Genomic DNA, 14,160 nt, shown 5'->3' on the forward strand with positions numbered 1-14,160 from the left:
ATAGGTCTTCTTATTTTAATTCAAAACTATATCATTAAAATTCATTTGCAGAAAACCAGTTTTTCAACATCTGCATCTCCTTTTCCTTATTTTCCATCATCACCCGTTCCATTTCTTTCCTATCTTCCTCTCTTAAATTTTTTAAAAACGGATGCTGAACAAAAACATTCAAATCATCTGCTTTTATAGAATCAACCGTTTTAAAATACTTAATCATTATCGGGGTAGCCTCAAAATAGAAATACTCACTCACAGGAATAAAATTTCTTAACATTTTATAGTAAATTTTATTACAGCCCAGATCTTTCAGTAAAGGATATAAAATCTTATCTTTTGATGAATTTATAATTCTAATTTTATAAACATCATCATAAACCCGCTCCCCATACCGGATATATAATCCAAGTAAAAATGAATATTTCCTACTTTCATCTTTATCAAAATTTTCGTCAATCAAATGACCATCATCGGTATAAAACGTATTAAAATGTTGAGCCAATTGTGGATTATTCAATTCGCTTTGAATATCATTATATATTTTTTTTTCAATTTTCACCTGATAATTATCTTCTAAAAATGCAGCTAAATACGTGAATAATGCTTTTTCTGAAGAACCATATTCATCAATATTAATTTCCTTATTACGACCATTAAACCGATCCAAATAATCACTAAAAGTGCCCAACATAAAATAATCAGGTATCACATTTAATTTATAATTAGTAGAATCTTGCCATTTATGTAAATTAGATCTCATTCCAGGTATCGTATTTTTTGCACCTGATCCAAACAGCTGCCGTACATGCTGTCCAAAACTAGGTAGCCCAATAAGCAGGATAGCCATGATAAAGATATACTTCTTCATAATTTTAAAATTTAGGTCAAACAAATATACTTTTTATTTTATATCAATCCATTACAATCTACCTCTTCAATCTACATGATTCACAGTTGCTTATTTCAATTTATTTACCTTTCAAAAACTCATTAAAATGAAGTAAGCTATGTTAAATAGAATAAACAGAATTAATCAAAATCAACTTTAGAAATTAAAGAGATCAAATTATTACGTTTAAAATAAATAGTACCAAAAGCACATATTTTTTGTAAATTGGTTGATAACATTGATTATACATCACTAAATGATATCCAAAATGAGTACGACACAAGGCATGCTTCGTGATGATGCATTAAAAGGAAAAAACATTTTAATTACCGGCGGTGGTACTGGGCTTGGTAAAGCCATGACCAGATATTTTTTACAATTAGGTGCCCAATGCCTGATCACGAGCCGCAAAGATGATGTCATACAGCAAACCGCAACAGAACTAAGTCAAGAAACAAAAGGTAGGTGCATCGCTATAGCATGCGATGTCCGTGATTATGAATCTGTAGAGAAAGTCATCGCTTTTGGTATTCAAGAACTAGGTTCCATTGATGTTCTGGTCAATAATGCTGCTGGAAATTTCATATCCCCTACAGAAAGACTAAGCCACCGTGCATTTGAATCTGTCTTAGGAATTGTCCTACAAGGTACCATTAACTGCACCTTAGCTCTTGGAAAAATCTGGATTGCCAATAAAGATCAAGATAAAACGATTTTGAATATTGTGACTACCTATGCAAGTACAGGTTCAGGATATGTAGTTCCTTCAGCTTGCGCCAAATCAGGCGTATTGGCGATGACAAGATCATTAGCCGTAGAATGGGGACGTAAAGGGATTCGATTGAATGCCATTGCACCAGGCCCCTTTCATACCACTGGCGCTTTTGACCGTCTTTTTCCAAGCAACCTAAGTGAAACCCTCAACCCTATCAATAGAATTCCATTAGGTCGCACGGGCGACTTACAAGAACTGGCCAATTTAGCGGCATATCTCGTATCTGATTATTCAGCTTATGTCAATGGTGATGTCATCACGATAGATGGTGGAGAATGGCTAAAAGGTGCCGGAGAATTCAATGGACTCGATGCGGTGACTGATGAACAGTGGGATACGGTAGAAAAATTGACCCGAGGAGCAAAAAGCACTTAAACTAGCGCGAATAAATACGATTGTTTTTTATACAAAGGCTAGACAATTGTTGTTTTATTTAGATATTTGACAATAATAACACAGGAATGAAAAAAATAGCCTTCATAACACTCCTATTTTTTAGCGGATCGTCTTTATCTGCACAGCAAATAGCAGAAAATACCGTAGACTCTCTCGTTCAAAAAGCATTGTCCGCTTTTAATGTACCCGGAATTGCAGTAGGTATTGTCAAAGACAATCAAGTCATCTTGGCCAAAGGATACGGTATTGCAGATTTAAACAGAAAAAACAAGGTTTATGCAAGTACAAATTTCGGTATTGCATCTAATTCCAAAGCTTTTACAACATCTGCACTAGCGATCTTGGTTGATGAAGGGAAAATTAATTGGGATGATCGAGTTCAAAAATATATCCCCGAATTCAAATTATATAATGACTACGTCAGTCAAAATTTTACGATTCGAGATTTGCTGACCCATAGAAGTGGTTTAGGCTTAGGAGCAGGAGATTTAATGATCTGGCCAGACGGACATGACTTTAGCCCAAAAGACATCGTCCATAATATCCAGTTTTTAAAACCAACTTCCGCCTTTCGTACAAAATATGATTATGACAATCTTTTATACATCATCGCTGGAGAAGTATTAGAAAAAGTATCTGGACAACAGTGGCAAGAATTTATTCAACAAAGAATTTTTAAACCACTAGAGATGAATCATTCAGCTCCAAACTGGAACTTATTAATGGATCGAGACGATGTCATTTCCCCTCACGTACCGATAGATGGAAAAAATCAAGTTAGCACACGATATACCAATACAATCTTAGATGCGGCTGGTGGAATATACTCAAATGTTGAAGACCTCAACAAATGGATGATCTTTCATCTAAATAATGGGGAGCATCAAGGAAAACAATTGATATCTAAAAAACAACTGAAAGAATTGACGAGTCCCCAGACCATTATGCCGGTGCGGACCACTGCACCATACCACTCCCTATTTAAGAATTACGGACTAGGATTTGTCCTTACAGATGTAGCAGGAAAATTGGAAGTTTCGCATACCGGAGGTTTAGAAGGGATTGTCACTCAAATCGTTATGATTCCACAATTAAAGCTAGGCATTGTCGTATTGACCAATCAACAAGAAGGTGCTGCATTCACTGCCATAAGCAACAGTATAAAAGATTTCTACCTAGGTATTCCAGATCAACATTGGATCACGACCTATCAAGATCTGATCGCAAAAAATAATGCCGATGCCGATCTCATAACGCAAAAAACATGGCAGATCGTAGATGAGCATAAAAATATAAAAAATCAGCACCATCAATCCATAGAAGGCACATATAATGATAATTGGCTTGGGGAAGTAGACATTCATATGAATAAAAATGGACAGTTAGAATTTATTTCTAAACGTTCGCCACAGCTCACTGGGGAACTATTCTATTATCAAGACAACACCTATGCTGTCAAATGGTATAATCGCTTTATGTATGCTGATGCATTTGTATATATGGACATTCAAAACAATCAGGTCGCTGGATTTACAATGAAACCGATTTCTCCGCAGACAGATTTCAGTTTTGACTTTCAAGATCTCAATTTTAAAAAACAGACAAACAATGGAACAAAAAAATAACCCACTTCATGGACAACGATTGGACACCATATTAGAATACCTGGTTGCCTACTTTGGAGGTTGGGAAGGCTTAGGTGAGCGCATCAACGTCAAATGCTTCAATGAAAATCCAAGTATAAAATCTTCACTCGTTTTTTTAAGAAAAACACCTTGGGCAAGAAAAAAGGTAGAAGAATTGTATCTCAAGATATATCAGTACGAAAGTAAGTAGTTGCGATAATGGGATCCACCTTCTTATAAAAAATGTACTAGCAGTAGTATAGAAAAGATAATTTATCCGCTTCATCTCCTAAGGGGCAGATACGTTTAGATTATCTTTTTTTATTTTTATAACCTATTGATTTAAAATTTAATATCAAAAAAAACACAACACTACAGATGATAAAAACTAACTTAAAAATGAGTTGTTATATCTGTTGTAAACTTAGAACATATGCATCATAAAAAGATAGGTTGGATCGGACTCGGAAACATGGGGTTTCCGATGGCAAAAAATCTCGAAAATGCTGGATTTCCGCTTTCTGTTTTCAATAGAACACCCAGCAAATCAGAACCTTTTACAGATCGATCAGAAGTCTATATCAGTGCCCTTGAATTGGTCAAGAACTGTGATATCATTTTTACAATGGTTTCCAACGATGCTGCCATTATAGATCTATACGCAGATATTTTTCAACTTGAAGACATTGAAGGAAAATTATTCGTTGATATGAGTACTATTTCCAAAGAACTTACGCTCCGCACAGCGCGCCAGCTAAAAGAAAAGCAAGCACGCTTCATCGATGCACCTGTAGCTGGCAGTACAGTACCGGCCAAGGAGGGGACATTGATTATTATGGCAGGTGGTGATGAAAAAGATCTTCAGGAGGTACTGCCCTATTTTCAAAAGCTGGGTAAAGCAGTAAAACATCTCGGTCCTACCGGACAAGGTATCTCAGCCAAATTAGCTATCAATTATTTTCTATCCATTATTTACCAGGGACTTGCCGAAACCGTACTATTTGGTGAGCAAAGTGGTATAAAGAGAGAAGACATGCTAGAAATTATCAATGAAAGCGCAAGCGGTAGTGGTGCCACGAAGGTAAAAACGCCACTTCTCCTACAACAAGATTACTCAGCTGCGTTTGCTTTAGATCTCATGTTAAAAGATATCAATCTAGCTAAAAACGAAGGAGCGAATAGTCCGCTGAGCAAGGTATTAATCGAGACTTATCAACAGGCCCACGATGCAGGTTTTGGAAAGCAAGATGTTATCGGCATAATCAATTATCTAAAACAGATTCAGTAATACCCGTGATGAAAAATCAAATATGTGTGACAGCTCAAATGTTAATTAGAAAACCTGTTGAACAGGTTTTCCAGGCATTTATAGATCCTGCGATTACGGTCCATTTTTGGTTTACCAAAAGCTCCGGAAAACTGGAAACTGGCAAAACAATTATTTGGGAATGGGAAATGTATGCTGTAAAAAGTACAGTTAAAGTACAAGATATTATTACCAATGAAAAAATTACAGTACGATGGGGACCACCCGAAACTTTAGTGGAATTCAATTTCAAATCACTATCTATAGATCGGACATATGTCACGATCTATCAGAAAGATTTTCAACAATCGGGAGATGAACTACTACAAGTTTTAATGGATTCTACCGGCGGATTCACAACAGTACTCGATGGGTGTAAAGCATACCTAGAACACGGAATCGATTTAAACCTAATCGCTGACAAATTTCCAAAACAAGTGATGATGTAAACTCTTAAATCTACTTATATGAAAATTTTAAAAAAAATAGTATTTGTATTACTTTCCATCGTAGTACTACTTTTGATCATCGCACTATTTGTTAAAAAAGACTATGCAGTCAAAAGAGAAATCACCATTAACAAACCCAATCAAGAGGTATTCGACTATATTAAATACCTCAGAAATCAAAACAACTTCAGCAAATGGGCAATGATGGATCCGCTGATGAAAAAAACATATCAGGGTACCGATGGAACTGTCGGATTTATTTCTGCATGGGACAGTAAAGCGGATAGTGTAGGAAAAGGCGAGCAGGAAATTGTCAAAATTGAACAAGGAAAACGTATTGATTTCGAAATTAGATTTATCAAACCGTTTGAATCAAAAGATAAGGCCTATATGATCACCGACTCCTTATCGTCCAATATGACAAAAGTAATTTGGGGATTTGATGGACATATGAATTACCCCATGAATCTCATGCTGCTATTTATGGACTTTGACAAAATGTTAGGTCAAGATCTAGAAGTAGGCCTTCAAAGGTTAAAAACAAAATTAGAAACCGAATAAATTAAAACCACATGACCACAATAACACTACATTCGACAGTTTGGATTAGAAGTGCAGAACAAGTAAACCTAGCTAAAGAATGGCACACTAAAGCAAATGAATTCTGCTTCATCGCAAAATAGCTATGTGTCCCCATTGGACATCAACTCCTTATTATGGTGATGGATGCATAAAGTGACATCGATTAAATCGATCATCTTACCTAAAATAAAGGATGGATTGATCCTATATTCTTGATTTAAATTCTTTACTTTTGAATATGATTAGCGCATATTACGAAGGGGAGAAAATAGTTTCCATTGATTTTAAAAAAAATGTATTTCAACAGGCAGAATACGATAATTGTCGCTTCGAAAAATGTGATTTCTCCAATAACAAATTGAACAACAGCATATTCACAGATTGTACATTTGTAGATTGTAATTTTTCGTTAGCCGAACTTTCTGGAACCACATTCCAACAAGTATTTTTCAAAAACTGTAAATTATTAGGTCTACAATTTCAGCAATGCAATACTTTTGGTTTATCATTTACCTTTGACAACTGCAATATCGATCACGCTTCTTTTTATCTGCTTAAGATAAAAAAGACATCCTTTAAAAACTGTCAATTAAAAGAAGTAGATTTTTCAGAATCCGATCTAACCGGATCATCTTTTCAACACTGTGACTTAAATCAAGCCCTATTCGATCAAACCAATCTTGAACAGGTAGATTTTCGTGATGCATTAAATTTAACTCTTTCTCCAAATAGAAATAAATTAAAAAAAGCCAAATTTTCACTCCTCAGTCTACCAGGTCTGCTAACTGAATATGATATTAAAATTGAATCCTAATTTTTAAACTTTTCGGCTTTTAGTTTGTTTATTTTTTACAGAAAGGAGAATATAAAATGTCGATAGATAAAAATAAAACAACTGAAGACGAAGATATTAACAATTCAAACCCCGATCAATTAGCCTACGACGAGGAAAAAAAATCATTTTCCTTGGATGTAGATGATGATGATCCGGACTATGACCATCCCAGTGATTATGAAACTGTTGCAGAAGGAGCAGCTGATGATGATTCGACGTACGATAACTCAAATCCATATGTTGGTGATGAGTATGCTGATCTGGAAGATCTAGAAGAAGATGAACTTGATGAAGATGGCATGCGTATAGAAGGAGAAGTTAAAGTAAGTGAAATCGATAAATTACTGGCCGAGACACCAGAAGACTTACGCGACGATTTAGATGATGAGGGCTACCCGATCAACTATGACTAATTTAACTCCATAAAATCAGATCAAATCATATGTCAACAATTGCTAAAAAATAGACTAACAGTTATTTTTTAGCAATTGTCAATAAATATACCGATCACCAATAAAATAATATTTTTATCAATTATTTTATTCGCACATCTTGTTCCATTTGGAGCCCCACTTCCTACCCCCTCACAAAACTAACCTTACTTCTCTCTTAAATTAATGTAATTAGCTTTCGAATTTATATCTTTAGCTCATAATAATTTATTTTATGGAAGTAAGCAAACCAATCATCAGAATTTCCAATCTTCGCAAATCTTACGGATCTAAAGAAATATTAAAAGGAATCAACTTAGACATCTACCCGGGTCAAGTCATCGGTTATATAGGTCCAAATGGAGCCGGAAAATCAACAACAGTAAAAATTCTTACAGGATTGATCAATGATTTTGAAGGCGAAGTCATGGTCAACGATATCGATATCAAAGAAAATCCACTAGCTATAAAAAGCCAGATTGGATATGTTCCCGAAAATGCAGAGCTATATGATGTGCTTACACCCCTGGAATATCTTGATTTTGTAGGTCAGCTCTACGGTATGGAAAATACACTGATTAAACAAAGGTCTCAACAATTGCTCAAAGCATTTGGTCTCGAACAAACCATAAATAATAGAATGGATACCTTTTCAAAAGGTATGCGTCAAAAGGTGTTACTGATATCAGGTATTATTCACAATCCACAGATCATCGTCTTGGATGAGCCTTTGTCTGGTCTAGATGCAAATGCCGTCATCATAGTCAAAGAATTAATTTCCCTTTTAGCCAAAGAAGGTAAAACAATATTCTACTGTTCGCATATGATGGATGTAGTGGAAAAAGTATCCGACCGCATCATGTTAATTTCTGAGGGGCATATCATTGCAGATGGCACCTTTGAACAATTGAAAACATACCAATCCGAATCTTTAGAACAAATCTTTTCTAAACTCACGGGCAAAGAAGATGGAAGTGTAGAGGCATCACATATAATTTCAGCAATCCGCTAATATCCTATGCAAAAACTAACGTTAAAATTCATTTTGCTATTTAGCAAATTATGGACAAATATGGGAATTGATGTTGCGCAATTAAAAATAATTATAGAAACAAAATTGATCATCGATGATCGTCGCCCTTTAGCATCATTCACAAAAAATCAAAACAAGAAACCATCCAAATATTCAACATGGTTTCAATTTTTTATTTTTCTCCTGATGGGGTTGATGTTTCTCGCATTTGTTATTGTCATTCCTGACAAATTTCTCGCAACATCATTGTTTTTAACACTAATTTTGTCCATGTTATCGTTATCCCTGATAACTGATTTCTCCACAATCTTACTTGACAATAAAGATCAATATATCATATTGCCAAGACCCGTCAATGATAAAACAGTAGCATTCTCAAGAGTACTTTATATGCTTATCAAGATTTCAACACAGTTGATGGCCATGTCCTTACCTGGGTTAATTTTTGTGTTTACAAGTTGGAGCATTTTAGCCGCTTTTACTTTTTTGATCCAATTAATACTCGTCACCTTGATCGCTGTATTTTTTGTTAATATTTTTTATTCCTTGTGTTTACGGTTTCTATCGATTCAAAAGTTTAAAGATGTCATCAATTACATCCAAATATTTTTTTCCATTTTTATCTTTTTAGGCTATCAAATTGGTCCTAGAGTGATGCAAAGTTTTACAGAAGGACAAACCAGTGTCCATCATATAAAATTACTCTGGCTTTCTCCGGGCACCTGGATCGCTTCATTCCAAGCACTACTTGTACAAGACTTCAGTACGCTTACACTTTCATTCTCTGCACTCAGCATATGTTTACTCATTATAGCCATCTCAGGATCATCACAGTTATTTTCTAAAGATTTCAATTCAAAAATCGCACAATTGGCAGGAGGAGATAACCCAGTGGAGAAAAAACAACAATATCCAGAAGGAAAAGTTCCATTGTATAAGAAAATAGAAAAAATAGTCACCAACAGTCCACTAGAAAAAGCTGGATTTTCCATCATTTGGCTGATAACGGCACGATCTCGAGAATTTAAGATGCAGCTCTATCCCACCATGGCCTATTTACCCATCTATTTTATATTTCTATTTCTGCAAGGGAAAAACGATACATTCGCGGAACGAATCGATAATGTCAATACATCAGGGCTCTATATCATGATTTTTTATCTATCGTTATTTACGGTATTGACCGTCTTCCAACTGATCACTAAAAGTGAAAAATACAAAGCAGCATGGATCTATTATGCCGCACCTATCCAGCAAACTGGAGAGCTAATGTCAGGAGTACTAAAATCTGCATTTCTGAAATATTTTATACCCTTCAATCTGATATTTCTAATCATTTGTGTACCACTTTTTGGCGCACATGTCACCAATGACATTCTGCTAGCTACAGCTGTCGGAGGTATTGAGAGTGTTCTCGTAATGCTCTTTTTGGTTAAATCCTATCCTTTTTCTCAAGCAGCAGAAAATGGGAAAAGTAGAGTGTTGATCAATCTTTTGGTATTAGGGCTCTTAGCCATTGTAGGTTATTTGCATATTGTCATCCACCAATACGAAACAATCATTTGGGCAATAGCTATTATCGCCTGGATTGTATTTTTAATTATGATAAAATACCTAAAAAAAGAAAACTGGAAAAGTTTAGCTTTTGATGACAATTAAAAATTGTATAATAATGAAAACAATAATCACATCTATATTTTTAATAACATTATTTTTCCAAGCCTCGCAAGCACAGGTTAACGTGCAAGACACTGTACGCCATGTACCTATTATTGCTTATTGGGATCAAGGAGATACTTTCAAATTTAAGGTCATTAAAAAAAATACGGATAGCGTTGATCACAAACTTGTAAAACATGAAGAGCGCGCCTATATTGCACAATTTATTGTCTTAGACTCTTTAGAAGATGGATATCGCATCGAATGGAAAATTATTGAAAATTTAAATCCAGAAAAAAAAGATATTCCAGAAGATTTACTCTTGGATGCAATGGCCTTAAATAATTCTCAAATTATCTTCAAAACGGATACATTAGGTCGGTTTTTAGAAATAGAAAATCATAAAGTGATCGGTGAATTCTCTATTAAATATTTTAAAAGTTTGTTGAAGAATAGCCCAAATCAAAACGACAATGAGTTAATATTAGAAAAGTACACTAAAATGTTCGAGTCCAAATCTGGAGTCGAAAACTTTATCTTGCCTGAAATACCATTATTGTGCAGTTTATATGGCGGCGTATACGACACTAAAGATACTATTTATTCAGAAGTTGAATTACCAAACCCGCTATCAAATCATCTTTTAGTCAGTAAATCCGAGTTTTATAACGATTATATCGATGAAAAATTTGTTAGTTTTTATAATAACTACTACGCTGATCAAAACTCTTATATAGAAATGGTTAAATCTATATACAATGATGATGACATCCTGACAGAAGAAATAAATAAAATACAACCTATCATCATATTCACAAATTATTTTAGCTATCATCTCCCATACGGAATTCCAGCAGATTTTTTCGCAGGGAGATTAATAAAAATAATCGATGAAAAAGGTATCCTCAATATTAAAGAAACAACTATAGATGTGGAGATGCTCTATGACGAAGATTAAAAAAGCGTTATATTTAAAGAAGTTTACAATTTATAAATAAAAAAATTATGTCAACAATAACTGTCAGTGCCGATATCAATGCTCCTTTAGAGTTTGTTTGGAAACTATTCACGCTGCCTGAACATATTATGCGATGGAACACAGCCAGCGATGATTGGGAAACTACATCAGCAACCAATGATCTTCGAAATGGAGGCAGATTTAGTTTTCATATGACTGCAAAAGACAAAAGCTCTAGTTTTGATTTCGGAGGACAATACGATGAAGTAAGACCTTTAAGACATATTTCATACAGTCTCGAAGATAACCGAAGAGTAAGCACTACTTTTTTCGAAAATAAAAATGTAGTTACCATCGTTCAAAGTTTTGATAGTGAGACCACACATACAGAAGAGCAGCAACATAAAGGATGGCAAGCTATTCTTAATAATTTTAAAAAATACGTCGAATCACAATTATAAATAACCCATACCGCTTCCCCTCATCATGAAGACTCACTAGCAGTATACTGAATACATTCTCCAATTCGATCATCCCTAGTGGTTAGATCTCCTTAAAGAGGCTCTCATGAAGACAAAAGTTGATACTACCGTACCGCGCTGGCTTATTGTCTATCCCTCATCAATAAACATATTGAAATCTAAGATAGAATCCCTTCCTTGTAGAGTGATTAAGAATGATATAAAAAGGGAAAAAGAGACAAAAATAAAAAAAGCTTCAAGTAAACTTGAAGCTTTTAGTAGCGGGGAGCAGGATCGAACTGCCGACCTCAGGGTTATGAATCCTGCGCTCTAACCATCTGAGCTACCCCGCCGTTTTTCGGTATGCAAATATAGTAATTACCCGTCAAATAAAAAGCTTTTTTTTATTTTTTTTCATTGTTTTAATGCCTTTATGCACAAAAAAAACGCAATTCCTTTATAATGAAACAAATAGTAATCATAAAAAAATAAAAGTGACTAGATAAAAAAACATACCGCCTAAAAAGGCAATATTTTTTATTTTTTTTAATCCAAAACTTTTTTATAAAATAATTGCAAAGACAAAATAAATATGTATTATTACATATAATACTATAAAAGTATAACCCATACGCAATAATAAAGAGGGGCTTTTGAGTTTAGTAGCGGGGAGCAGGATCGAACTGCCGACCTCAGGGTTATGAATCCTGCGCTCTAACCATCTGAGCTACCCCGCCGTTTTTGGGAATGCAAATATAGATTTTTTTTAATAAATAAAAAATAAATATTCATGCAATATGGCAGAAAAAATAAAATTAAACTTAGAATATATTGTAAATTCTTCACCTAGAATTCTGTTCCCATTTTTACAAGAACCTAATGCCCTCTCACAATGGCTCGCTGATGATGTTAATTATCGCGAATCCGTGTATGAATTTGTTTGGGATGATGAAGGTCACAAAGCTAAAATCGTCAATATTAAGGAAAATAAGCTGATACGCTATAAATGGCTTGAAGATGAGCCTTATTACTTCGAATTGGAGATCGACCAAGACGAACTAACAAATGATGTTGCATTGCGAATTACAGATTTCGCAAAAGAAGATGATGTTGAAAACCGTAAAATGATTTGGAATAATTCAATTGAATATCTCCAAAGTGTAATTGGAGGATAAAAAAGTATATCTTTGCATCTAAATTAGGTCTTTAAAAAATAGACCTCTGAAGCTTCAAAAAAAATAAGCTTTAGAAAGGAACATGTGATCGGATGAAAAAGATTTATTTACTTATTCTTAAATCCTTTATAAAGCCATTTTTCGTCACTTTTTGTATTGTGATGTTTGTGCTTTTAATGCTTTTCTTATTTAAATATATCGATGATTTAATAGGAAAAGGCTTTGAATGGTATGTCATACTGAAACTAATCGGCTATCAATGTGCGGTTCAGATTTCTATGGCTATGCCACTTTCTATGCTCTTGTCATCCATTATGACATTTGGTAATTTGGGAGAAAGCTATGAGCTTGTAGCCATCAAAGCTGCTGGAGTATCACTCAGAAAAGCCATGACACCTCTCTTTATCTTAGTTGGTTTTTTTAGCATAAGCTCCTTCCTATTTTCGGATTATATACTACCTATTGTCAATTTGAAAATGGGTTCATTGCTATATGACGTGCGCAATAAAAAGGCTGACTTCCTCATTAAACCCGGTATTTTTAATAACACCATTCCAGGCTATTCCATTCGCGCCAAAGGCAAAAATGAAAATGGAACCATCCTGTATGATTTAATGATTTATGACAATCAAGGTGGAAATGCCGGCAATACCGTATTAATCGCTAAAGAAGGATTTATATACAATTCTCCCGACAACAGCTATATGATCCTAAAGCTCAAAGATGGGATCCGCTATGAAGACGCACGTGTTAAAAGCTCAAAAAGTTATGATCCCCGTCAACAGTTCACCAGATTCAAGTTCAAAGAAACAGAACAAAAATTTGATATGGAATGGAATAAGATGCAACGAACAGACGAAAATCTGTTCAAGAGCCATCATGCCATGTTAAATTTGAAGCAACTAAAAGTGTACACAGACTCCAATAAAATGAAATTGGACAGTGTCAAACACCTGTTATCTAATACGATGGATCATCGTTTTAATCTCTATTCACCTTATTTTAACAATAGACAAGGAAATGAAAAGATTAAACCGGCCAAAATCAAGCCCTTCAACGATCTATTGCAAGATGTGATCCCAGTTGAACAGCGGGCACAAATTACAGGAAATGCACTGAGTCAGTTGAACTACATGAAAGATGATCTGAATAATAAATTGCCTGACTATAAAGACTTAAATGGAAAAGATATTCGCTATCGGATTGAGTTTCATCGAAAATTCACGCTAGCAGTATCCTGTTTATTATTATTTGCCATTGGTGCACCTTTAGGAGCGATTATCCGAAAAGGAGGATTGGGACTTCCGGTTATCATGGCTATTATCTTCTTTTTAATATATCATATCATCTCTACAGTAGCAGAAAAGTCTGCAAAAGATGGAGCCATCTCACCTATTCTGGGAATGTGGATGGCGATTATCGTATTATCTCCATTGGCAGGATTCCTAACTTACAAATCCACAACAGATTCGGCACTATTTGATATCGACCAGTATAAGTTAAAAGCTGAAGCCGGCTTCAATTGGATCAAAAGTAAGATGAGCAAGAAAAAGGCAAAAGCGCAATAATAAGCTCATTTTGACTTATAC

The 14,160-nt window shown here is 34.7% G+C and carries 15 protein-coding genes and 2 tRNA genes; 14 read left to right on the forward strand and 3 right to left on the reverse strand.

Features of this window, described 5'->3' with window-relative positions; genetic code table 11:
* Nucleotides 1-34: 34 nt before the first annotated feature.
* Nucleotides 35-865, reverse strand: a complete 831-nt coding sequence (locus AC06G9_RS17855; RefSeq protein ID WP_281046821.1) for a hypothetical protein — start codon at nt 863-865, stop codon at nt 35-37.
* 289 nt (nt 866-1,154) lie between these two features.
* Here AC06G9_RS17855 and AC06G9_RS17860 point away from each other — a divergent pair, with 289 nt between their 5' ends.
* The 12 genes from AC06G9_RS17860 to AC06G9_RS17915 all read left to right on the forward strand — a co-directional run bounded on the left by AC06G9_RS17860 (nt 1,155) and on the right by AC06G9_RS17915 (nt 11,396).
* A complete protein-coding gene (locus AC06G9_RS17860) occupies nt 1,155-2,036 on the forward strand; it encodes an SDR family oxidoreductase (protein WP_045755962.1) in 882 nt (293 codons plus the stop codon).
* A gap of 86 nt (nt 2,037-2,122) precedes the next feature.
* Complete coding sequence (locus AC06G9_RS17865; protein ID WP_480956873.1) at nt 2,123-3,682, forward strand: serine hydrolase domain-containing protein; 1,560 nt, start codon at nt 2,123-2,125, stop codon at nt 3,680-3,682.
* Nucleotides 3,666-3,893, forward strand: a complete 228-nt coding sequence (locus AC06G9_RS17870; protein WP_248755720.1) for a VF530 family protein — start codon at nt 3,666-3,668, stop codon at nt 3,891-3,893. Before AC06G9_RS17865 ends, AC06G9_RS17870 begins: the two co-directional genes overlap by 17 nt.
* A gap of 222 nt (nt 3,894-4,115) precedes the next feature.
* Nucleotides 4,116-4,970, forward strand: a complete 855-nt coding sequence (locus AC06G9_RS17875) for an NAD(P)-dependent oxidoreductase (RefSeq protein WP_045752217.1) — start codon at nt 4,116-4,118, stop codon at nt 4,968-4,970.
* An 8-nt stretch (nt 4,971-4,978) separates the two neighbouring features.
* Nucleotides 4,979-5,437: an SRPBCC family protein gene (locus tag AC06G9_RS17880; RefSeq protein ID WP_480956874.1), complete on the forward strand. Its 459-nt coding sequence runs from the start codon at nt 4,979-4,981 to the stop codon at nt 5,435-5,437.
* Between the two features lie 18 nt (nt 5,438-5,455).
* Complete coding sequence (locus tag AC06G9_RS17885) at nt 5,456-5,998, forward strand: SRPBCC family protein (protein WP_045752216.1); 543 nt, start codon at nt 5,456-5,458, stop codon at nt 5,996-5,998.
* 259 nt (nt 5,999-6,257) lie between these two features.
* The gene (locus AC06G9_RS17890; protein WP_480956875.1) at nt 6,258-6,833 is read left to right on the forward strand and encodes a pentapeptide repeat-containing protein; all 576 of its coding nucleotides are present in this window, start codon (nt 6,258-6,260) and stop codon (nt 6,831-6,833) included.
* Between the two features lie 56 nt (nt 6,834-6,889).
* Complete coding sequence (locus AC06G9_RS17895; RefSeq protein ID WP_045752214.1) at nt 6,890-7,267, forward strand: hypothetical protein; 378 nt, start codon at nt 6,890-6,892, stop codon at nt 7,265-7,267.
* A gap of 253 nt (nt 7,268-7,520) precedes the next feature.
* Nucleotides 7,521-8,297 carry an ABC transporter ATP-binding protein gene (locus tag AC06G9_RS17900; RefSeq protein WP_480956876.1) on the forward strand — a complete coding sequence of 259 codons (777 nt, stop codon included), beginning with the start codon at nt 7,521-7,523 and terminating at the stop codon, nt 8,295-8,297.
* Nucleotides 8,298-8,303: 6 nt separating this feature from the next.
* Nucleotides 8,304-9,977, forward strand: a complete 1,674-nt coding sequence (locus AC06G9_RS17905; RefSeq protein ID WP_346575884.1) for a hypothetical protein — start codon at nt 8,304-8,306, stop codon at nt 9,975-9,977.
* 13 nt (nt 9,978-9,990) lie between these two features.
* Complete coding sequence (locus AC06G9_RS17910; RefSeq protein ID WP_293924051.1) at nt 9,991-10,935, forward strand: hypothetical protein; 945 nt, start codon at nt 9,991-9,993, stop codon at nt 10,933-10,935.
* A 47-nt stretch (nt 10,936-10,982) separates the two neighbouring features.
* A complete protein-coding gene (locus AC06G9_RS17915) occupies nt 10,983-11,396 on the forward strand; it encodes an SRPBCC domain-containing protein (RefSeq protein ID WP_045752210.1) in 414 nt (137 codons plus the stop codon).
* Between the two features lie 279 nt (nt 11,397-11,675).
* On the opposite strand, the gene AC06G9_RS17920 is transcribed toward AC06G9_RS17915, so the two are convergent.
* Both AC06G9_RS17920 and AC06G9_RS17925 read right to left on the reverse strand, forming a co-directional pair.
* Nucleotides 11,676-11,749 (reverse strand) — tRNA-Met (locus AC06G9_RS17920).
* A gap of 310 nt (nt 11,750-12,059) precedes the next feature.
* Nucleotides 12,060-12,133 (reverse strand) — tRNA-Met (locus AC06G9_RS17925).
* 60 nt (nt 12,134-12,193) lie between these two features.
* Here AC06G9_RS17925 and AC06G9_RS17930 point away from each other — a divergent pair.
* Nucleotides 12,194-12,571: an START-like domain-containing protein gene (locus AC06G9_RS17930; RefSeq protein ID WP_094771368.1), complete on the forward strand. Its 378-nt coding sequence runs from the start codon at nt 12,194-12,196 to the stop codon at nt 12,569-12,571.
* A gap of 92 nt (nt 12,572-12,663) precedes the next feature.
* Entirely contained in the window at nt 12,664-14,139 is a 1,476-nt protein-coding gene (locus AC06G9_RS17935; protein ID WP_045754378.1) for an LptF/LptG family permease, read from the forward strand.
* Nucleotides 14,140-14,160 lie beyond the last annotated feature (21 nt).

The sequence above is a fragment of the Sphingobacterium sp. MAE genome, assembly GCF_056711605.1.